This window comes from Streptomyces sp. bgisy130 (genome assembly GCF_057708345.1).
In genome coordinates this window covers 1-20,536 of record NZ_JBYISA010000032.1, presented here as the reverse complement: position 1 = coordinate 20,536, position 20,536 = coordinate 1, and the positions used below count along the sequence as shown (strand labels likewise).

Here is a 20,536-nt window from a genome sequence, read left to right as displayed (position 1 = left end):
GTCCCATTGTGCCGGTGCGGGCGCAGCGCCCCGGCCACGGCCGCCGAGGGTGCCGGCCGGTCAGTCCGACCAGACCCGCCGGACCTCCGCCAGATGCGCGGCGGCCTGCCGACGCCCCGCGCGGGCCGCGTCCGCGCGCTTGGCCGGATCCAGGACGTTACGGCCGAACGCCGACCTCGCCACCCGGTCCGGGGTGATCACACACACCCGGGCGCCACCGCGCGCCAGTCGCTCGCCCTGCGCGCGCGGGCCGGCGATCGGCCCGCCGGAGGCCGCCATCGGCGCGACGACCACGACCCGGCCGTAACCGGCGGCCAGGTCGGCGTTGGCGGTGGAGTGCACCCCGCCGTCGATCCAGCGGGTGCCGTCGATGGTGACCGGCGGATAGATGCCGGGGACCGCGCAGCTCGCGCCCACCGCGTCGAGCAGCCGCACCCCGCTCGTGTCGTCGAACGCGGTCCGCTCCCCCGTTGCCGCCTCGACCGCCGTGATGACCAAACGGCGGGGCGGCCAGTCGGTCATGCCCAGGGTCCGGGCGATCACCGCGCGCTGTTCCGCCTCGGGGACGGTACGGGCCGCGAGCGCCAGCTTGCCCATGCGTACGCCGAAGGAGACCGTGTCACGGGAGCGCAGCGCGATGGCCGCGAACCGGGCCAGGGCCGCCGGTCCCATACGGGCGGCCGAGCGGGCCTCCGGTACGGCGAGCTGGCGTTCGTACATCTCCTCCAGGGACAGCTCCGGGGAGGTGAGATGGGCGCCGACGATCGAGCCGGCGGAGGTGCCGATGACGACATCGGCCCCGGTGAGGTCGACGCCCGCCGCCGCGAGTCCGGCCAGCATCCCGATCTCCCAGCCGATCCCGGTGAGCCCACCGCCGCCCAGGACCAGTGCCGTACCCGCCATCGGGTCTCCCTCATGCCTTCGGGCCGACCGGCCGCTCCGTAGGGCGCGACCGGATCGCCCTCGTCATCCGTGGCGAGCAGTTTCGCACCCCGCCTGTCCCCGGGACAGCAGGCGGCTGCGCCCGGCACCGGGAAGGCGCCGGGCGCAGCCAGATGACCTGCGGTGTCTCACTCCTCGACGGTGCGTACCGTGCCCGCGCCGACGGTCCGGCCGCCCTCGCGGATGGCGAAGCCCAGCCCCCGCTCCAGCGGCACCTCCCGGCCCAGTTCGACCGACACCGTCACCGTCTCGCCGGGGCGGGCGATGCCCCGCTCGCCGAGGTCGAGGTCGCCGACCACGTCCGCGGTGCGGATGTAGAACTGCGGCCGGTAGCCGGTGGAGAGCGGCGTCCGGCGGCCGCCCTCCTCGGTGGAGAGCACATACACCTCGGCGGTGAAACGGCGCCGTGGTGTGACGCTGCCGGGCGCGGCGACCACATGCCCGCGGCGCACCTGGTCACGGTGCAGACCGCGCAGCAGCAGCGCGACATTGTCGCCCGCCTCGGCGGACTCCATGGGCTTGCCGAACGTCTCCAGCCCGGTGACCGTCGTCTCGGTGTCCGCGCCGAGCACCGCGACCCGGTCGCCGAGCCGTACCGTGCCGCGCTCGACGGCTCCGGTAACGACCGTGCCGCGCCCGGTGATCGTCAGCACGTTCTCCACCGGCAGCAGGAACGGCGCGTCGACATACCGCTCGGGCATCGGAACATAGGTGTCCACGGCGTCCAGCAGTGCCTCGATCGCCTGCGTCCAGCGCGGGTCGCCCTCCAGGGCGCGCAGCCCCGAGACCCGTACGACGGGGACGTGCTCCCCGTCGTAGCCGTGGCCGCTCAGCAGCTCGCGCACCTCCAGCTCCACCAGGTCGGTGAGCTCCGGGTCGCCGGCGTCGGCCTTGTTGAGGGCCACGACGATGTGCCGTACGCCCACCTGCTTGGCGAGCAGCACATGCTCGGCGGTCTGCGGCATGATCCCGTCGAGCGCGGAGACGACCAGGATCGCCCCGTCGAGCTGCGCCGCGCCGGTCACCATGTTCTTGATGAAGTCGGCGTGGCCGGGCATGTCGACATGGGCGTAGTGCCGGGTGCCGGTCTCGTACTCGACGTGCGAGATGTTGATGGTGATACCGCGGGCGGCCTCCTCCGGGGCCCGGTCGATCCGGTCGAACGGCACGAACGTCCCGCTCCCCCGGTCGCTGAGGACCTTGGTGATGGCCGCGGTCAGGGTGGTCTTGCCGTGGTCGACGTGGCCCATGGTGCCGATGTTCAGGTGCGGCTTGGTGCGCACGTATGCCGTCTTGGGCATGGTGTTCTTCCTCGCAAGAATGCGGTGAGGACGGCGACTTGGCGCCGTGGGGACCCCTGGGACCGGCCGACCCTCCCCCTGCGGGGTCCGCCGGACAATCCGGAGAGGGTCAGCTTCGTGCGCCGTCGGTCGCTGCGGCGGCCGGGACGGCGGCTGCTGCGACGGCGGTGGCCGCTGCCACCGCATCGGCACCTGCGGGTGCGAAGTCCGCTGCGGCGAGGGCCGCGAGGAGCTCGACGGCAGCCTTCGGCGCGTCCGCGACTGCGGACGGGAGCGCGAGGAAGGCGTACCGGGACATGCGTCATATGGTGCCGGTCGACCGCCCCGGCGTCGAACGATTTATCCGGCGTCGGGGGCGGCCCGGCGGGGCATGGGTGGCTGTCCGTACGGGAGTTGGCGCCGGGCGGGGTGCGGTGCCGCGCGGGGTTTGGCGCCGGACGGGACTTGGCGTCGTGTGGGGTTTGGCGCCGCCCGGGGAGTTGGCGCCGGGCGGGATTCGGCGCCGCGCGGGATTTGGCGTGGGACGGGATTCGGCGCCGCCCTGTGCACGGGCCGCCGAGCGCATCGGCCATGCCCCGCCCGCCGAGGCCCACGCCGGTACGGCGATGCGCTCGGCTCACGGGGCGTACGGGCCCGGTGACAGGCCCGGCGACGCCCCCTGGCCGCCCCGGTCGGTTACGCTCCCCGGATGTTCCCGCCCGCCGCAACGCCCGACGGCCTCGCCGCGCGCTGCACGCGTGTGCTGTTCTCCCCCTGGGCCCGGCTGGGGCTACTGCTGGCCCTGCTGGCATGCGCCGCGACCGCGATGCTGCTCTGGCAGCCGCAGCACCTCCTCACCGGTGGCTGGCCCGACCGGCTGTCCGGCCCGACGGCCCTCCTGGTCTTCGCGCTGGTATACGGCGGGTGCACGGCCGCTTTCGTGCCGCGCCCGGTCCTCAACCTCGCGGCGGGCGCCCTCTTCGGCGGCCAGGCCGGCCTGGCCGCCGCCCTCGCCGGGACGGTGCTGGGCGCCGGGCTGGCCTTCGGGCTCGGCCGGCTCCTCGGCCAGGACGCCCTGCGTCCCTTGCTGCGCGCCCGCTGGCTGACGGCCGCCGACCGGCAGTTGAGCGAGCACGGCTTCCGCTCGATGCTGGCCCTCCGGCTCTTCCCGGGCCTCCCGTTCTGCGCCACGAACTACTGCGCCGCGGTCTCCCGGATGCGCTGGTTCCCCTTCCTGCTGGCGACGGCGCTCGGCAGCATCCCGAACACCGCGGCGTACGCCGTCGCCGGTGCGCGTGCCGCGACGCCCACCTCGCCGGTCTTCCTCCTCGCCCTGGGCTTCATCGCCGTCAGCGGTCTGGGCGCGCTGGCGGTGGCGTGGCACAAACGGAAGGCGCTGCGCGGGCGCTGAACGCGGCAGGGCAGGCGACGGATTTCACCCCGGCCGCCGCGGGGCGGGCCCGGCAATCCGGGACCCTTTGTCCGGCCGGACATCTTCGGACGTTACGCTGCCCCGGTCGGCGGTGATCCGCATCCACCGCCACTGTCCGCTTTCTCCCGTCTCGCGCAGGTCAGCGCTTGATCACCCTTGGATAGCGTAGTTTCCATGTCTTGGTTTGAATCTTTCGTCCTCGGACTTGTCCAAGGGTTGACCGAGTTTCTGCCCATCTCCTCCAGTGCGCATCTGCGTTTGACCGCGGCGTTCGCCGGCTGGCAGGACCCCGGTGCGGCGTTCACCGCCATCACGCAGATCGGCACCGAGGCGGCCGTCATCATCTACTTCCGCAAGGACATCGGGCGGATCATCTCGACCTGGTCCCGCTCCCTCTTCAACCGGGAGCTGCGGCACGATCACGACGCCCAGATGGGCTGGCTGGTGATCGTCGGCTCGATCCCGATCGGTGTGCTGGGCATCACGCTCAAGGACGCCATCGAGGGCCCGTTCCGCGATCTGCGACTGATCGCCACCACCCTCATCGTCATGGGTGTGGTCCTCGGCATCGCCGACCGGCTGGCCGCCCGCGACGAGACCGGCGGCCGGCACCGCGCCATCAAGCAGCGCAAGACCCTCACCGACCTCAGCATCAAGGACGGCCTCCTGTACGGCGTCTGCCAGGCCATGGCGCTCATCCCCGGCGTCTCCCGCTCCGGCGCCACGATCAGCGGCGGCCTGCTGATGGGCTACACCCGTGAATCCGCGGCCCGTTACTCCTTCCTGCTCGCCATCCCCGCCGTACTGGCCTCCGGCGTCTACGAACTCAAGGACGCCGGCCAGGGCCATGTCTCCTGGGGCCCCACCGTGTTCGCCACGATCATCGCCTTCGTCGTCGGCTACGCCGTGATCGCCTGGTTCATGAAGTTCATCTCCAACAAGTCCTTCATGCCCTTCGTCATCTACCGCATCCTCCTCGGCATAGCCCTCTTCGCCCTGGTCGCGGCGGGCACACTGACGCCGCACGCGGGCGAGACGGCGGGCTAGGGCCGGTCCGTGCCACACCTGAATTCCTTGATCACTGCCATCCGCGAACGGGATGACGCCGCCGATTTCCTCGCCTGGCCAGGCGATTTCGAGCTGGACCACGGCGACCATGTCGAGGAGGTCCACCTCGCTTCGGGCGCCGCGCTCGAGGGATTCGCGGGCGACGGTGCCGGATGCACCTTCTTCTTCTGCGGCGAGGGCGGCGAGGAACGTCCGGTCCTGTACGCGGACTCCGAGGGAGGTGCGGCACTCCTCGCGATCGGTCTGCCCGAACTCCTGCGGGGCCGGCAAGCACTTCGTCCTCATCTTCACGCCGGAGGGCAACCCTTACTCGTCTCTGCTGGCGGAGTAAAACGCCGCGCGACCGGTAAACATCGTCGCCCAGCACCTCGTGTGGCGCCGGCCACCGGCGCCACCTTCCTCTCCCTTCCTCCCCCTTGGGCGCCGGCGCGCCTGCCCGCGCGTCGCGCCCTCCAGGTCTGTGGCCTGCTCTCTTGTCATCCTTGCCTCGGCGCCGCGCCAGGGGAACGGGCGGGGACGCGTCGTCCCGGGCCGGGCCGGGGGCGGTCTGCGAGGCAGGGTGCGTGCGTATCGGCATCGAATCGGGGCCCGTAAGGAACCGGGGTGCTATCAGGAGCTGAGGTGGTATTGGGCCCAGGGCTGATGGGCCGGGGCCGTCTCCTCGTGTGAGGGTGCGAGGGTGCCCCAGGGGGCGAGCGCGTTGTCCCATTCGGAGGCCAGGGCGGCCATGTCCGGGACGGAGTCCGTGGACGGCATCGTGCCGGTGTGCCACCCGGACGCCATCGGGTACGCCGAGGGGGCGGCGTTCCAGGAGGCGGTCTGCTGGGCGGGGATGGAGTATTCGGATTCATGAACATCGCCGGGGCCGCGGCGGTGGCGTCCGGCGTGGGTTTCCACGGGGCCGGGATAGAACCGCCCCTGGGCGGAGAGCTGTTGGGCCCGGGTGACCAAGCGGGTGAGGTCGAGCCCGAATTCAGCGGCGAGTTCGCGCAGATCCACCCCGGTCTGCCAACTGCCGATGAGCACCGCGTCCATCGCCGGGGACCAGGTCTGCTCCGCGGCCCCCACGCCGCCGGTGGCCTCGCGGGTGTTGCCGGCCGGGCGTGCTCCGGCGGACGGGTTCTGGTGGGAATATTCGGCCGCGGGCTCCGGAGCCGGGGTGGCCTCCTCGGGCTCCCGCGGGGGTGCGGCGGGTGTGGCGGCCGCCAGTAGTTCGTCGGCGACGGCACGGGCGTCCTCCTTGCCCACCGTGCGCCGGGCGATGCGCACTTCCCGCTCGTTCAAACCGAACAGCCCGGCCACCGCGCCGGTACTGCCCACCGTCACCGCGAATGCCGCCAGAACCCGCGACCGGTCGGCCTGGGCCTCGTCAAGCCTGGCCTGCGCCTCACGCACCCGCTCGTCCCCCAGGCAAAACGCTTCTGCCAGCACGGCGTTGCGGTCCCACAACTCTCTAGGATCCATACTCATTCAACGCCTCTTGGGCGCAGGTGTCCCGATCTGGCTCAGCAAAGCACCCCAAAGCACCCATCGAACCACCAGATGAAAATCGTCCCGGGTGCGCGACTCCGGATCGCGCCGTAACCCGTCCGGGGTCATATGCCCTGGCCACAGGCCCGCGAAAATACGCAACGCGGATTGTCAGTGCCGTGGGCTACTGTCTCGATCAGTCGCATCTTCGCATTTCCATGTGTTCATGGGGGGACCATGACTTATCGCTCCCGCACCGCGTTCCGCGTCGTCGGGGCGCTGCTCGCCGGCGCCGTGCTGGGCGGCACGGCGGCGTGCACGGCCGGCGGCGCGGCCGAGGACCGCTCCGGCGGGTCGCGGCGTCCCGACGCCACCACGGTCGCCGCGGTGCAGCGGGCCGTCACCAAGGGCGCGGGGCTCAACTCCCTGTCATATCGCGTCTCCGGCAAGGTTCCTGGGGAGGGGTCCGTCGAGGGCAAGGCGTCGTTCAGTCTCCGCCCGCGCGTCGTCGAGATGCGGATGACGGCGTCCGGGGGCGTGCAGGAGGGCGAGTTCTCGGTGCGGCTCGTGGGGGACGCGGTGTATGTCGGCGGGGGCGGGCAAGCCGCTGCCGTGCTGGGCGGCAAGCACTGGCTCAAGCTCGCCCCGACGGACCAGGGGGCCGGTGGCTTCGGGGGTATGCAGCGGCAGGCCGACCAGGACCCGGCGGCGCAGGCGTCGTTGCTGCCCGAGGCGGATGACGTCAGGAAGGTCGGCGAGGAGACCGTCGACGGGGTGCGGACGACGCACTACACCGGGGTGGTCGATGTGGCGGAGGCGGCGAGGAAGCCGGACGGCAAGCATCCGTCCGGGGCCGGTGAGCGCCGTACGAAGGTCATCGAGCAGTACAAGGAGCTCGGGGTGAGCGAGCTGAAGCTCGATCTATGGGTCGGCCCCGGCGATCGCACGGTGAAGTTCCATCAGCGGGCTCGGGCGGCCCAGGGGCCACTGGACCTGTCCATACGGTTTTGCGACGTCAACAAGCCGGTCAGGGTTCAGGCGCCGCCCGCGTCCGACACGGTGGATCCGGAAGAGAAGCTCAGGGAGGCGAGCCGGGGGCTGGGCTAGGCACCGATGTAGCGGCGTACGGGCTCGTCGAGGTGGGGCAGGCCGATCGGGTTGGGGAAGGGGAGGACATCAGCGGCCAGGATGCGGCGGACCACGGGTTCCAGGCCGTGCAGCAGCGCCTCGGTCTCCGCCCCGGGGAGTGCGCGCAGCAGTCGGCCGGCCAGCCGGTCGGTGGCCTGCTCGATGCGCTCGCGCTCCCAGCGGCCGTGGTCGGTGGCGTCGCCGTGTGCGTCCACAAGGTCGCGGGAGCGCAGCCGGTCCGTCGCGGCGGCCCACTCCTCCTCGGTCCAGCCGCGGTCCTCCCGCATGGTGTCCTTGGGGACGCGACCGGAGGCGGCGGCCAGAACCAGGGCCTCGCAACCGTCCAGGCCCTCGTCGGCGAGCACGGCGTGGTGGGCGTCGCCCCTGAACTCCCGGACGGCGGTCGCCAGTTGCCACAAGCGTTCGACGGGGTCGGCGTGGTCGCACAGGGCGCGGTTGGCGGCGAACAGCGGCCGTGCGGTGGCCGGTGCGTCGTCCACGACCGCCTGGAGCGGAGGCAGCAGCCCGGCGGCCGCGTGGTCCAGTTCGGGGTCGATTCCGCGCAGGGCGTGTGCCGCACGGCTGCCGCGTTCGTCGAGGACGTGCGACGGGCTGACGATGCTCCAGGCCGCGGGCAGCGCGCGGGCGACCATCCCCGGGGCGAAGCCTCCGAGGATGGCCGTGGCGGCCGCGGGTTCCACGGCGCCCAACGGCGCGGTGCGCGCGGCGAAATACCCCATCCAGAAACCCTTGAGACCGAGGTCTTTGCCCAGGTCACGGCATCGCTCGTCGAAGTAGCACACGGCGTGCAGCGGCTCGGTCAACAGCCAAAGCGATCGTGCTTGCAGCTCCATGCAGCGCACGCTACCGCCGCCCGTCGCCGGCCGCAGCGCACGGCAGGCGAAGACCGCCCGCGCCGACCCCGTCGGCGGACCCGACACACATCGAGAGGCATCGTCCATGACCGACCACGCACAGATCAAGGCATCAGTGACGACCGACAACGCGCAGATCATTGACCGTGCCCTCGGGCGGATCGTGGCCGGCTATGTCTTTCCGCAGCGTGCCGAGGAGGTCGACCGGGCGATCCGTGCCCGGCTGGCTGCCGGTGCGTATGACGCACTGGGCGGGGCCGCGCTCTGCGAGGCGGTGACGGCGCATCTTCAGGAGGTCTGCCCGGACCGACACCTCAGGCTGCTGTGGCAGGACGAGCCGCAGTCCACCGAGCCCGAGGACGACGACACGGGCCGGGCGGCCTTCCTCGCCCTGCTGCGGGAGCAGAACCAGGGCATCCGGCGGGTCGAGCAGCTCGACGGCAATATCGGCTTTCTCGATATCCGGTGGATCGCCGACGCGGGGGAAGGGGCCCGGGCGATCGGCGCGGCCATGGAGCTGGTCGCCCACACCCGGGCCCTGATTCTCGATCTGCGGGAATGCCGGGGTGGCTCGCCCGCGGGGGCCGCGATGTGGTGCAGCTACTTCTTCCCCGACGACCAGGTGCACCTCAACGACTTCTACCGGCGCGCCACCGACTCCACCCGGCAGTTCTGGACCCTGCCGCAGCTGCCCGCGCCGCGCTATCTCGGTCGGCCGGTGTACGTCCTCACCAGCGCGACCACGTTCTCGGGTGGCGAGGACGTGGCGTACACCTTGCGGGCGCTCGGGCGTGCCGAGCTGGTCGGTGAGACGACCAGGGGCGGGGCACACCCCACCGACCGGCATCCGGTGACGGCGCACATCACCGTCACGGTCCCGACGTCCCGGACGATCAATGCCGTCACGGGCAGCAACTGGGAGGGCGTCGGGGTGCGGCCGGATCGCGCCGAGGCTGCCGACAAGGCGCTCGAAACGGCGCATCAGGAGGCGATACGGAGCCTGTCGTAGCAGGGGGCGGAGCGGCAGGAGAGGTGGGTGGGGCCTCGGCCGTCGGCCGTCGGCCGACCGTTGCGCCCGTCAGCCGTCAGCCTCCAGGCATCAGCCGTCGGTACGGCCGCCGGCTCCGAAGCCCGACTGCCAGGCCCACAGGTGGGTGCAGTTGGGGCACTGGAGGTGCAGCACACTGCCCCTGTTCGACAGCAGGTAGCGCCAGTGGTCGGCGCAGGTGCGGCCGTCGAGGCAGGTTCCGCAGTCCCGGTGGTCCTGGCAGCCGGGGCAGGGGACCCAGGCCCGGCGGCCGATATCGGCGGTGGGGTCGAGCGGCAGCATGCTCAGCCCTGACCGGAGGCCGGCAGTACCCCGGCGGCGACCAGAGCGTCGTAGGTGGCCTGCTGCTCCGCGTCCAGCCCGGAGTAGAGGAGCCGGTACGCGTCCGCCTCGCCCTCCATCACCGCGATCGGGTCCCAGTTGTCGCCCAGCGCCGCGAGGACCTCGGTCCGCCGCTGGGTTTCGTGCGCGGTGAGGTCGAACTCGAATGTCCGGTGTTCCGGTATCCGGGGTTCCGAGGTGTTGCGGTCGTTCATGGTGCGCGTCCCATGCCACTTGCGGATGATTCGGACGTGTCTATCAAGTGGGGCGGCACTGAGGAAGCGTCAGAGGGGGCGGGCCGGATCAGGGGGCCGGCGGAGGGGAGGGGTGGTGGCGGAGCGTGACCAGGCGAAGCGGCAGGGAGGAGGCATTTCGGGAATTCCGGGTGGAGGATTTTTGATGGTTTGCCCGATGTGTTCGGTAATTCATGGCGTGATGAAATTCATCCGTGCCACGTCAGCTGCCGGCCGGGGTGCCTGGGCGACCGGCACTGTTGACGCGCCTTGCCGGCCGGGCCACGCTCGGGCCTCCATCCCTCTCCCAGGAGGTATCCATGCCCCGACGTATGGCGGCGACCGGGCTCCAACCACTGGGATGTGACCTACTACAACTGTGGTGGCTGCCTGGCTGCCGAGCGACGCTGAGGCTGTCCCGTCATCCCTGGCGGGCGCCTGAGCGTCCACCCTCCGACGGCCGGCCGGGCAGGCGTCGCACCGCGACCGCGGCGGCGTCATCGCCCAGCCGGCCGTTCGTATGGGCCAGCAGCTCCGAGCGCAGCTGCCGTAGCACCTGCTGCGGACTGAAGTCGCTCCAGGCGCCGGCGCGCTCGGTCAGCGGGTAGAACGTGCCCTTGTCGTCGCGGGCCTCGGTCACCCCGTCCGTGTAGAGCAGCAGCAGCTCTCCGGGCTCGAAGGGGAACCGCTCGACCTCGTAATCGGGGGCGCCGGGCAGACCGCCGAGCCCGATCGGCAGTGCGGGCCACTCCGCCACCAGGGTGCGCACCCGCCCGTCGGCCAGCAGCAGCGGCGGCGGGTGGCCGCAGGTGATGGTGTCCACGACGGGCCGGCGGTCGGGGATGTCCAGCAGGATCACGGTCGCGAAGGTCTCGTCGGTGTCGAGGACGGGACCGGGTGCGGGCGCGGCCTCCGAACCGGCGGCGCCGGCGTCCGGGGCGGGGCCGACCGCCGCATCCCCTTCCGCCTCGGCCCCCGGCGCCTCGGCCCCCGGCGCCTGGTGCCACTGGCTGCTGTCCCAGCGGACGGCGCCGTCGAGGTGGATGGCCAGCCTGGGCAGGGTGGCCTCGCGGTGGGCCGCCGCGCGGAAGGCGCCGAGGATCAGGGCGGCATGACTGTAGGCGGGCAGCCCCTTGCCCCGGACATCGCCGATGATCAGCCGGGTGCTGCTGGTGGTGCGGGCGGCCGCGAACAGATCACCGCCCATCTCGGCCTCTTCCTCGGCTGCCAGATACAGCGAGGCGATCTCCAGGAAGCCGCTGCGTCCGGGCAACGGCCGGAGCAGCACCTGCTGGGCGACGCCGGCCACCGAGCGGCTCCGGGTGAGCCGGCGCTCGTTACGGTCCCGGACCACGGTGAAGAGCACGACCAGCGCGGAGACCACCACCAGCGCGGCGATCTGGGCCTCCAGGTTCTCGGTGAACAGCACATGGCGCGCGATGCCGATGAACACCTGGGCGGCCACCGCCAGCACACCGATCGCCGCCGTCAGACGGGGACCGGCGAAGGCCGCGGTGATCGCGGGAGCCGCGACGAGCAGGGGCCCCAGATGGATGTCGGGCGGCGCGAGGACGTCGATCGCGCAGACCGCCACGATGATCCCGACCGGGATCAGCACCAGGACACGGCTCAGCTCGCGTCGTCCCCGGAGCCGGCTCGGCCATGGAAAGGGCATGTCTCATGGTGGCACCGGGGAGGGCGGAATGCCCGGCCTATCCCGTTAGTGCGACCGCTCCGCCGCCTCCTGTCGTATGGCCGCGATGAGCAGATCGAGCGCCGGCTCGACGGCCGAGCCCCCCATGAGCAGCAGCTGCTCCCGTGTGCGGTGCAGGTTGGGGTACTCGTCCGCGGGCAGGTCGCCGTACGCGTCCTGCCAGGCCTGCTCGTCCGCCGCGCGCTGGGCGGGCGGCAGCCGCAGGACGCCGGCGTCCACGGCCGCATGGCCGAGGGCGGTGTCCACGAGGGTGTGGTAGTGCCGGACGGCGGTGGCGTCGTCGAAACCGGCCTGGAGCAGCAGGCCGATGCCGGTGTCGACGGCGCGCTGCTCATGGGGCCGGCCGGTGACGCGCACGGTGCTGAACACCGCGATCTGCGGGTGCCGCAGCGCGGAACGGTAGGCCCGCAGTGCGAGGTCGCGCAGATCGGCGGCCCAGTCGTCGCTGAACGCGAAGCCGGTCATGGACTCGCCGATGAGCCGGTCGGCCAGCGCCAGCAGCAGATCCTCGGTGTTGCGGAAGTAGCGGTAGACGGCGGAGGGATCGGCGCCCAGCGCCGCGCCGAGTTTGCGCACGGTGAAAGCCTGCGCCCCCTGGGCGTCGATGAGTTCACATGCCGCGTCGATGATGAGGTCGGCCGACAGGACCACGCCTGAACTGGTCGGCCGGCGCCGCTTGCGCTCGACCGGGACGCGCTCGCTCTCCGCCACGCCGTACCCCTCCGCTTCGCTCCGCCCCGGCCCCCGGGCCGTTCTCGGAGCCAGTTAATCACCAGGTTACGTCAACACCGTTGACACAAGAATCAACGGCCTGTTTCATCGGCGGACATACACGGACCACCGCGGTGCCACATCCCGCACCACCCCCTTCCGTACGACGCGGCCTGGCCCCGATCCCCGGGCCCGGCCCGCGCCGCCCTGCTCCGCCACACCCCCCGCCCGCACCTCCCCGTTCCCTCAGGTCCGGCCGAGACCGGCCCGGCCCGCCCGTCCAAGGAGTGAGTGCCATGCCTTCCGTAGTGCAGCAGGACCCCGGCCCACCGAGAATGAGCCGCTCGCTGGGCGTGAAGGACGGGGTGGCGATCGCCGCGTCGAGTACCGCCGCGACCACCAGCATCGGTATCGGCATGGGCACCCTGGCCGCGTACGCCGGGCGGCAGACCCCCGCCCTGTTGCTGCTGGCCTTCGTGCCCATCCTCGGCATCGCGCTCTCGTACGCCCGGCTCAACCGCAGCGAGCCGAACTGCGGCAGCGGCTACACCTGGGTGGGCCGGTCGATCGGCCCCTGGCCCGGATTCCTGACCGGCTGGGTGGTGCTGGTCGGCAACGTGATCTTCATGGCGTACACGGGAGCGGTGACCGGCTCCGTCGTGCTCCAGTTCCTCAACAAGCTGGGCCTGTACAGCGTGTGGGGGCTCCGGCTGGATCCGGCCTCGACCGGTATCAGCACCGCCGTGGGTCTGGTCGCACTGGTCGTCGTCACCATCACCGCCATCACGGGCGTGCGGGCCGCGACCCGGCTCCAGATGGGGCTGCTGATCTTCGAGTACGCGGTGCTGCTGGTCTTCTGCGGCTATGCGCTCTTCGTCGGCGACCAGCCGTTCTCGCTGTCCTGGCTCAACCCCTTCGAGATCGGCTCACTGCAATCCGTGGCCCAGGGGATGGTGCTGGCGGTGTTCTTCTACTGGGGCTGGGACGCCGCGTTCAGCGTCAACGAGGAGACCCGCAACTCCTCCGACGCGGCCCGCGGCGGACTGATCGCGCTGGTGGTGATGATGGGTCTGTTCCTCGTCGGCGCGCTCGCGTTCCAGCGGGTGATGAGCACCGGGGAACTCCTGCACAACGGACCGCAGGCGCTCACCTTCCTCGGCGCCGCCCTGGCCCCGGAGCCCTGGGCCTCGCTGCCCCTGGCCGCCCTGATGTGCTCCGCCTTCGCCTCGCTCCAGTCGAGCGTCATCCCCACCGCCCGCGGCACGCTGGCCATGGCCCGCGACCGGACGCTGGGCCCGGTGTGGCAGCGCGTGCACCCGCGCTACGGCTCCCCCGCCGTGGGCACCCTGCTGATCATGGCCATCGCGGCGCTGCTCGCCGTGCTCGCGGTCGGTATCCCCAAGCTCAACGACATGATCCTCACGGCCGTCAACTCGATCGGGCTGACCGTGGCCCTCTACTACGGACTCACCGCGCTCGCCTGTGCAGTGCGCTTCCGGGACAGCCTGCGCGCCGGGGCGGTACGCGCACTCCGGGACGTGGTCGTTCCCGCCGTGAGCGCGCTGACGCTGTTCGGGCTCGGCGTCTACCTCGTCTGGGACTACGCCACCATGAGCGACCACTTCGAGCTGAGCCCGGACAACGGCTGGTTCATGCTGCTGCTCCCCGCCCTGTTCATCCTGGCCGGTCTGGCGACCGCCGCCTGGGCCAAGTGGGTGCGCCGCGCCCCGTACTTCCGCACCGGCCAGGGGACGGACGCCGATGCGATCACCCTGCCGATGGACGGGGACGGCGGCCCGCTCCCGAGCCCCGTGAAGAGCTGACCACGCCCGAGCCGACCCCTGCATCCCCTTCACCCGAGCCCCTTTCCCCACCACACTCCCCACACCACTGGAGCAGCCACCCCATGGACCTCAGCACCACCCCCGCCGCCACCGCCGGCGGCCCCGCGGACCTCGTCTTCCTCTCCGGTCCCGTGCACACCGTCGACTCCGCTCGCACCCGGGCGAGCGCGGTGGCGGTGCGCGGCGACCGCATCCTCGCCGTCGGGCACGAGGAAGAGGTCCGTCCGCTGATCGGGCCCGCCACGGAGGTCGTCGATCTGCACGGCAAGCTGCTGATCCCCGGGTTCCAGGACGCGCATGTCCATCCGGTCGGCGGCGGGCGGGAGTTGGCGCTGTGCGATCTGAGCGCGGCGGTCACGGCCGAGGCGTACCGCGAGCTGATCAGCGCGTACGCGGCGGCGCATCCGGACGTTGCCTGGATCACCGGCGGCGGCTGGTCCATGGAGGCGTTCCCCGGCGGCACGCCGACCCGCGAGTTCCTGGACGCGCTGGTCCCCGACCGCCCGGTGTTCCTGGTCAACCGCGACCACCACGGCGGCTGGGCCAACTCCTGTGCCCTGGAGCGCGCCGGGCTCACCGACCGTACGCCGGACCCGGCCGACGGGCGGATCGAGCGGGACGCCGACGGCCGGCCGACCGGCATGCTCCAGGAAGGCGCCATGCAGCTGGTGGCCGGCCTGATCCCGGAACCGACGGTCGCCGAGCAGACCGAGGGGCTGCTCCGGGCCCAGCGCCTGCTTCACGGGTACGGAGTGACCGCCTGGCAGGACGCGATGCTGGGCCACGCCCCGGGAATGCCCGACGTCACCCCCGCGTATGTGGCCGCCCGGCGGGACGGGAAGCTGACCGCGCGGGTGACCGGGGCGCTGTGGTGGGACCGGGCCCGCGGGGCGGAGCAGATCCCCGAACTCATCGCGCGGCGCGCCGAGTTGACGGCCGGGCGGCTGCGGGCGACCAGCGTCAAGATCATGCAGGACGGCATCGCCGAGAACCACACGGCCGCCATGCTCACCCCCTACCTCACCGCATGCGGCTGCGCCTCCGACAACAGCGGCATCTCCTTCATCGACCCCGAGGCGCTGCGCAGCTACGTCACCCAGCTGGACGCGGAAGGCTTCCAGGTGCACTTCCACGCCCTGGGTGACCGGGCCGTACGGGAGGCGCTGGACGCCGTCGAGGCGGCCCGGCGGACCAACGGGCTGCGCGACACCCGGCCGCATCTGGCCCACCTCCAGGTCGTGCACCCCGAGGACATTCCGCGCTTCCGCCGGCTCGGGGCGACCGCGAACATCCAGGCGCTGTGGGCCGCCCACGAGCCGCAGATGGACGAGCTGACCATCCCCTTCCTGGGGTCCGAGCGCGCCGCCTGGCAGTACCCGTTCGGTGATCTGCTGCGCTCCGGCGCCACCCTGGCGGCGGGCAGCGACTGGCCGGTCAGCTCCCCCGACCCGATCGCCGCGCTGCATGTCGCGGTCAACCGCCGGGCGCCGGAGGACCCGCCGCCGGCGCCGGTCTTCCTGCCCGAGCAGCGCATCGACCTGGGTGCGGCGCTCGCCGCGTACACGGCCGGCAGCGCCTACGCCAACCACCTCGACGAGACCGGCACCATCCAGCCCGGGAAGCTCGCCGACCTGGTGGTGCTCGACCGCGACCCGTTCGACGGCGCCGACGAGGAGATCGCCGCGACCCGGGTGCTCCAGACCTTCGTCGGGGGAGAGCGGGTGTACGCGGCCGATGACGCCTGAGGGCGAGGGATAGCGGGCTCGCCCGTCGGCGTGTGTGGCAGGACCGGGCCCTGACCCGTCCCCCAAACCTCCCCTTCCGGAGGCCCGGGGACGGGTCAGGGCCCCGCGCCGGTCAACCGCGCCCCGCCCGTGCCCGTGCCTCCAGTGCCGTCCGCCACCCCGGCACCGTCACCCGCTCCCCCGGTCCGGGGGACGGGGCGGCGGGCCGCCGGCCCCCGTTGGCGAAGAAGTCCGCCAGTGGCAGGGTCGCCGCGCCGACCGTGACGGCGTCGGGGCCGAGCGTGCCGAGGTCGATGGTGACCCGGCCGGCGGGGTGCGCCAGCGCGTAGGCGGTGGCATGGGCACGGACGGCGGGGAGGAGGTGCGGGCCCAGTTGCAGGCCGGCCCAGCCGCCGATGAGGACCCGTTCGGGGCTGAAGAGGTTGATCAGGTCGGAGATGCCCGCGCCGAGGTACTCCGCGGTCTCGTCCAGGACGGCGCGCGCGACCGGGTCGGCGGCCGGACCGCCCGCCGGCGGGTGGGCGGCGGCGACCAGGGCCGCGAGCGCCGTCTCCTCGTCGGCGTCCGCGGGCGGTTGGCCGCCCGCCTCCTGCCAGCGCTCCAGCAGCGCCTCGGATCCGGTGTACGCCTCCAGACAGCCGCGGGCACCGCAGCGGCACCGCCGGCCGCGGACGCTGACCGTCAGATGCCCCCATTCCCCGGCGCTGTCGCGTGCCCCGCCGTCGATGACCCCGTCGGTGACCAGGCAGGCGCCGACGCCGGAGCCGAAGAGCACGATGGCCGCGTTCCGGGCGCCGCGGCCGCCGCCGAACCACATCTCGGCCTGGCCGAGGGCCTTGGCGCCGTTGCTGAGGAAGAAGCCCACCCCGGGCGGGAGTTCGACGCTGCGGTGCAGCAGCTCCTCCAGCGGGACGGCGTCCCACCCGATGGTCTGGCCGTGCACGACCGCGCCGCCGGGCCGGCTCCGGTCGAGGATGCCGGGGACGCCGACGCCGACACCGAGCAGCCGGCCGGGGGACGCGCCGCTGTCCCGCAGCACGGTCGCGATGCCGTCGGCGATATGGCGGACGACCAGGTCCACGTCGTAGCCGTGGTGCCGCAACGGGAGCTGCGCGCAAGCCAGTTCACCCATGGCGAGATCGAAGAGCTCGACCCTGACCCGGGTCTCGCCGACGTCCACCCCGATCAGAGTGCCGCTCCCCGGGGCGATCCGCAGCAGGGTGCGCGGCCGGCCGCCGTCGGACCCGACCATGCCGGCCTCCTCCAGCAGGCCGTCCTCGGTGAGTTCGGCGACCACATTGCTGACGGAGCCTGAACTGAGGCCCGTTGCGGGCCCGAGTTCCTGCCGGCTCATCGGACCGTCGGCATACAGCCGTTGCAGCACCGCGGTGCGATTGGCCCTGCGCAGGTCACGGACGGTGCGCTGGGTGCGTTCGGCCATGTGGTTCCCCTCCCGGCCGGCCGGCTGCCGGTTTTCGCTCTCTTGACGCGCCCTTCCTCCGGGCTTTAACTCACACCCTAAGTTAAGCCATGAGGCTGTTCTGGAACGGAACATGGCCGGCCTTCGGACTCCTCAGAGAGAGGCGTATCCGTCATGCGCATACTCCGAGCCGCGACCGTCACCGCCACCGTTACCGCACTCGCCGCCGTGGCGGCCGGCTGCGGCGGCGGGTCGGGCTTCGGCGGCGGTGGCAGCAACGACTCCCCCAGGACGCTGACGTATTGGGCGTCCAACCAGGGGCCGAACGTCGAGGCGGACAAGAAGATCCTCGGCCCCGAGCTGAAGAAGTTCGAGCAGCGCACCGGGATCGAGGTCAAGCTGGAGGTCATCCCCTGGCCCGAGTTACTCAACCGGATCCTGGCGGCCACCACGTCGGGCCAGGGCCCCGATGTGCTCAACATCGGCAACACCTGGTCCGCTTCGCTCCAGGCCACCGGCGCGCTGCTCTCCTGGGACCGGAAGAACTTCGCGACGATCGGCGGACGCGACCGGTTCCTGGCGCCGGCCCTGGACGCGACGGGTGCGGCGGGCAAGGACCCGGCGGCGGTGCCGCTGTATTCGCTGGCCTATGCGCTCTACTACAACAAGCGGATGTTCCAGGAGGCCGGGATCAGCGAACCCCCGGCCACCTGGGACGAGTTGGTCGCGGACGGGAAGCGGATCTCCAGGGACGGCAAGTGGGGTCTGGGCGCCGAGGGCGGTCAGCTGACCAACAACATCCACCAGGCCTTCGCCCTCGGCAAGCAGCACGGCGCCGACTTCTTCGACGCCGCCGGCAAGCCCACCTTCACCTCGGACGGCGCGGTCGCGGCGGTCAAGCAGTACATCGACTTCATGGCCAAGGACAAGATCATCGCCCCGGGCAACGCGGAGTACGGACAGAACCAGTCGCTCCGGGACTTCGCCACCGGCCGGACCGCGATGGTGCTCTGGCAGGCCGCGGCCACCACCTTCAGCGCCGACGGAATGAAGCCCGGCGACTGGGGTGTCGCCCCGGTCCCCGTCCCCTCCGGCACACCCGGCACCGGCCGGCAGATCAACTCCATGCTCGCGGGCATCAATATCGCTGTCTTCAAGAACACCCGCAATCTCCGGGGCGCGCAGAAATTCGTGCGGTTCATGACGAGCGACGCCGAACAGCGGCTGCTCAACAAGACCTATGGCTCCATCCCGCCCGTCAAGGCTGCCCAGCGGGACCCGGCCTTCGACCGCAAGGACACCAAGGTGCTACGCGAAACGCTCACCAGGAGCGCCGCGCCGCTGCCCCAGATCGCCGAGGAGTCCCAGTTCGAGACGTCCGTCGGCACCGCCATCAAGGACCTGTTCGCCGACGCGGCCGCCGGCCACCCGGTGACCACCGCCTCGGTCAAGGCGCGGCTGGCCAAGGCCGAGCAGCAGATGGCGCAATGAGGGGCCGCCCCCGGCTGCGCCGCGTCGGCCTGCCGTATCTCCTGCTGCTCCCCGCGCTGCTGCTGGAGCTGCTGGTCCACCTCGTCCCGATGGTCATCGGCATCGTGATGAGCTTCAAGGAACTGACCCAGCTCCAGATCGCCCACTGGGGCGCGGCTCCCTGGAAGGCGCTGGGCAACTACCGCGTCACCGTGGACTTCGACGCCCCGGTCGGCGCCACACTGCTGCACTCGTTCCTCGTCACCTGTGTGTTCAGCGTGCTGACGGTGGGCCTGTGCTGGCTCCTCGGCACCGCGGCCGCGATCTTCCTCCAGGAGCGCTTCCGGGGCCGCGGACTGCTGCGGGCCGTCTTCCTCACGCCGTACGCCCTGCCGGTCTACGCCGCGGTCATCACCTGGGCCTTCCTCTTCCAGCGGGACAACGGCCTGATCAATCACGTCCTGCACGATCAGCTGGGGCTCACCGGCGACCGGCCCTTCTGGCTGCTCGGCGACAACAGCTTCGTCGCGCTGCTCGTGGTCTCCGTATGGAAGACCTGGCCGTTCGCGTTCCTCGTGGTGATGGCCGCGCTCCAGAGCATTCCGAAGGACCTCTACGAGGCGGCGGCGCTCGACGGCGCGGGCGTCCTCCGGCAGATACGGCGGATCACCCTGCCGTCCTTACGGCCCATCAACCAGGTGCTGCTGCTGGTGCTCTTCCTGTGGAGCTTCAACGACTTCAACACGCCGTATGTGCTGTTCGGCAAGGCCGCCCCGGAGGCCGCTGACCTGCTCTCCCTCCACATCTACCAATCCTCCTTCGTCACCTGGAACTTCGGCACCGGCTCGGCCATGTCCGTCCTGCTGCTGCTCTTCCTGCTGGTGGTGACGGCCGGCTATCTCCTGGCCACCTCGCGCGGAAGGAAATCCGCCGATGCCTAGCCCCGTTGCCCGCGCGCTCCGCCCCGACGCACGCCGGCGCTCCCCCACCGCTCCGCCCCGCAGCTTCCTCTGGACCCGGCGGATCTTCCTCACCGCACTGACCGGCTTCGTGCTGCTCCCCGTGTACGTGATGCTCAGCAGTTCGCTCAAGCCCCTGGAGGACGTCTCGGGCGCCTTCCGCTGGCTGCCGAGCGAGCTGACCATCCGTCCGTACCTCGACATCTGGCACACGGTCCCGCTGGCCCGGTACTTCCTCAACTCGCTGATCGTGGCGGGCTCGGCCACCGTCTGCTCGGTGCTCGTCGCGGTCTTCGCCGCCTACGCGGTGAGCCGCTATCACTTCCGCGGCAAGCGGATCTTCACCGTCACGGTCCTGTCCACGCAGATGTTCCCGGGCATCCTCTTCCTGCTGCCGCTCTTCCTGCTCTACGTCAACATCGGGAACACCACCGGAGTCGCTCTCTATGGCTCCCGGGGCGGGCTGGTGCTGACCTATCTGACGTTCTCCCTGCCGTTCTCCATCTGGATGCTGACCGGCTACTTCGCCTCGGTGCCGCGCGAACTGGACGAGGCCGCCTACGTGGACGGCTGCGGTCCGCTCGGCGCGCTCTTCCGCGTCGTGGTGCCGGCCGCGCTGCCGGGGATCATCGCGGTCGCCGTGTACGCCTTCATGACCGCGTGGGGCGAGGTGCTCTTCGCGTCCGTCATGACCAACGACACCACCCGCACCCTCTCGGCCGGGCTCCAGGGCTACGCCACCCAGAACGACGTCTACTGGAACCAGGTGATGGCCGCTTCCCTGGTCGTCAGCGTCCCGGTGGTCGCCGGATTCCTGCTGCTCCAGCGCTATCTGGTGGCCGGGCTCACCGCCGGAGCCGTCAAATGACCCTTGCC

19 protein-coding genes are annotated in these 20,536 nt (G+C 71.7%); 9 read left to right on the top strand and 10 right to left on the bottom strand.

Annotation, left to right across the window (positions count from 1 at the left end):
- Positions 1-60 precede the first annotated feature (60 nt).
- The 3 genes from AC3EUV_RS29795 to AC3EUV_RS29785 all read right to left on the bottom strand — a co-directional run bounded on the left by AC3EUV_RS29795 (position 61) and on the right by AC3EUV_RS29785 (position 2,541).
- The gene (locus AC3EUV_RS29795; RefSeq protein WP_432144544.1) at positions 61-903 is read right to left on the bottom strand and encodes a patatin-like phospholipase family protein; all 843 of its coding nucleotides are present in this window, start codon (positions 901-903) and stop codon (positions 61-63) included.
- Between the two features lie 167 nt (positions 904-1,070).
- Positions 1,071-2,243: an elongation factor Tu gene (gene tuf, locus AC3EUV_RS29790; protein WP_432144543.1), complete on the bottom strand. Its 1,173-nt coding sequence runs from the start codon at positions 2,241-2,243 to the stop codon at positions 1,071-1,073.
- A 109-nt stretch (positions 2,244-2,352) separates the two neighbouring features.
- Entirely contained in the window at positions 2,353-2,541 is a 189-nt protein-coding gene (locus AC3EUV_RS29785; protein WP_432144542.1) for a hypothetical protein, read from the bottom strand.
- A gap of 390 nt (positions 2,542-2,931) precedes the next feature.
- Between AC3EUV_RS29785 and AC3EUV_RS29780 the strand changes: the two genes are divergently transcribed.
- Positions 2,932-3,633 carry a TVP38/TMEM64 family protein gene (locus AC3EUV_RS29780; protein WP_432144541.1) on the top strand — a complete coding sequence of 234 codons (702 nt, stop codon included), beginning with the start codon at positions 2,932-2,934 and terminating at the stop codon, positions 3,631-3,633.
- Between the two features lie 195 nt (positions 3,634-3,828).
- Positions 3,829-4,701 (top strand): undecaprenyl-diphosphate phosphatase, encoded by an 873-nt coding sequence (locus tag AC3EUV_RS29775; protein WP_432144540.1) that lies wholly within the window; start codon positions 3,829-3,831, stop codon positions 4,699-4,701.
- Between the two features lie 630 nt (positions 4,702-5,331).
- On the opposite strand, the gene AC3EUV_RS29770 is transcribed toward AC3EUV_RS29775, so the two are convergent.
- On the bottom strand, positions 5,332-6,192 hold the full coding sequence (locus AC3EUV_RS29770; RefSeq protein ID WP_435604275.1) for a hypothetical protein: 861 nt from the start codon (positions 6,190-6,192) through the stop codon (positions 5,332-5,334).
- 237 nt (positions 6,193-6,429) lie between these two features.
- Between AC3EUV_RS29770 and AC3EUV_RS29765 the strand changes: the two genes are divergently transcribed.
- Positions 6,430-7,299, top strand: a complete 870-nt coding sequence (locus tag AC3EUV_RS29765; protein ID WP_432144538.1) for an SCO4651 family lipoprotein — start codon at positions 6,430-6,432, stop codon at positions 7,297-7,299.
- Here AC3EUV_RS29765 and AC3EUV_RS29760 read toward each other — a convergent pair.
- On the bottom strand, positions 7,296-8,174 hold the full coding sequence (locus AC3EUV_RS29760) for an SCO6745 family protein (RefSeq protein ID WP_432144537.1): 879 nt from the start codon (positions 8,172-8,174) through the stop codon (positions 7,296-7,298). The genes AC3EUV_RS29765 and AC3EUV_RS29760 overlap by 4 nt on opposite strands.
- Before the next feature lie 106 nt (positions 8,175-8,280).
- On the opposite strand from AC3EUV_RS29760, the gene AC3EUV_RS29755 reads away from it, so the two are divergent.
- Entirely contained in the window at positions 8,281-9,204 is a 924-nt protein-coding gene (locus tag AC3EUV_RS29755; protein WP_435604274.1) for a S41 family peptidase, read from the top strand.
- A 90-nt stretch (positions 9,205-9,294) separates the two neighbouring features.
- Here the strand turns inward: AC3EUV_RS29755 and AC3EUV_RS29750 are convergent, their stop codons facing one another.
- The 4 genes from AC3EUV_RS29750 to AC3EUV_RS29735 form a co-directional block, all read right to left on the bottom strand.
- On the bottom strand, positions 9,295-9,525 hold the full coding sequence (locus AC3EUV_RS29750; protein ID WP_387240716.1) for a hypothetical protein: 231 nt from the start codon (positions 9,523-9,525) through the stop codon (positions 9,295-9,297).
- Between the two features lie 2 nt (positions 9,526-9,527).
- A complete protein-coding gene (locus AC3EUV_RS29745) occupies positions 9,528-9,779 on the bottom strand; it encodes a DUF6400 family protein (RefSeq protein ID WP_432144535.1) in 252 nt (83 codons plus the stop codon).
- A gap of 439 nt (positions 9,780-10,218) precedes the next feature.
- On the bottom strand, positions 10,219-11,472 hold the full coding sequence (locus AC3EUV_RS29740) for a PP2C family protein-serine/threonine phosphatase (RefSeq protein ID WP_432144534.1): 1,254 nt from the start codon (positions 11,470-11,472) through the stop codon (positions 10,219-10,221).
- 45 nt (positions 11,473-11,517) lie between these two features.
- On the bottom strand, positions 11,518-12,222 hold the full coding sequence (locus AC3EUV_RS29735) for a TetR/AcrR family transcriptional regulator (protein ID WP_432144533.1): 705 nt from the start codon (positions 12,220-12,222) through the stop codon (positions 11,518-11,520).
- A gap of 296 nt (positions 12,223-12,518) precedes the next feature.
- Between AC3EUV_RS29735 and AC3EUV_RS29730 the strand changes: the two genes are divergently transcribed.
- Together AC3EUV_RS29730 and AC3EUV_RS29725 are read left to right on the top strand one after the other, a co-directional pair.
- Positions 12,519-14,045, top strand: coding sequence for an APC family permease (locus tag AC3EUV_RS29730; RefSeq protein ID WP_432144532.1), 1,527 nt, complete (start codon positions 12,519-12,521; stop codon positions 14,043-14,045).
- Positions 14,046-14,128: 83 nt separating this feature from the next.
- Entirely contained in the window at positions 14,129-15,811 is a 1,683-nt protein-coding gene (locus AC3EUV_RS29725; RefSeq protein WP_435604273.1) for an amidohydrolase, read from the top strand.
- Positions 15,812-15,923: 112 nt separating this feature from the next.
- On the opposite strand, the gene AC3EUV_RS29720 is transcribed toward AC3EUV_RS29725, so the two are convergent.
- Complete coding sequence (locus AC3EUV_RS29720; RefSeq protein ID WP_432147134.1) at positions 15,924-17,252, bottom strand: ROK family transcriptional regulator; 1,329 nt, start codon at positions 17,250-17,252, stop codon at positions 15,924-15,926.
- 153 nt (positions 17,253-17,405) lie between these two features.
- On the opposite strand from AC3EUV_RS29720, the gene AC3EUV_RS29715 reads away from it, so the two are divergent.
- From AC3EUV_RS29715 to AC3EUV_RS29705, 3 genes are read left to right on the top strand one after another with little or no spacing between them, the layout of a single operon-like run.
- Positions 17,406-18,722 (top strand): ABC transporter substrate-binding protein, encoded by a 1,317-nt coding sequence (locus tag AC3EUV_RS29715; protein ID WP_435604272.1) that lies wholly within the window; start codon positions 17,406-17,408, stop codon positions 18,720-18,722.
- Positions 18,719-19,642, top strand: a complete 924-nt coding sequence (locus AC3EUV_RS29710) for a carbohydrate ABC transporter permease (protein ID WP_432147132.1) — start codon at positions 18,719-18,721, stop codon at positions 19,640-19,642. Before AC3EUV_RS29715 ends, AC3EUV_RS29710 begins: the two co-directional genes overlap by 4 nt.
- The gene (locus AC3EUV_RS29705) at positions 19,635-20,528 is read left to right on the top strand and encodes a carbohydrate ABC transporter permease (RefSeq protein WP_432147131.1); all 894 of its coding nucleotides are present in this window, start codon (positions 19,635-19,637) and stop codon (positions 20,526-20,528) included. Before AC3EUV_RS29710 ends, AC3EUV_RS29705 begins: the two co-directional genes overlap by 8 nt.
- Positions 20,529-20,536: the final 8 nt, after the last annotated feature.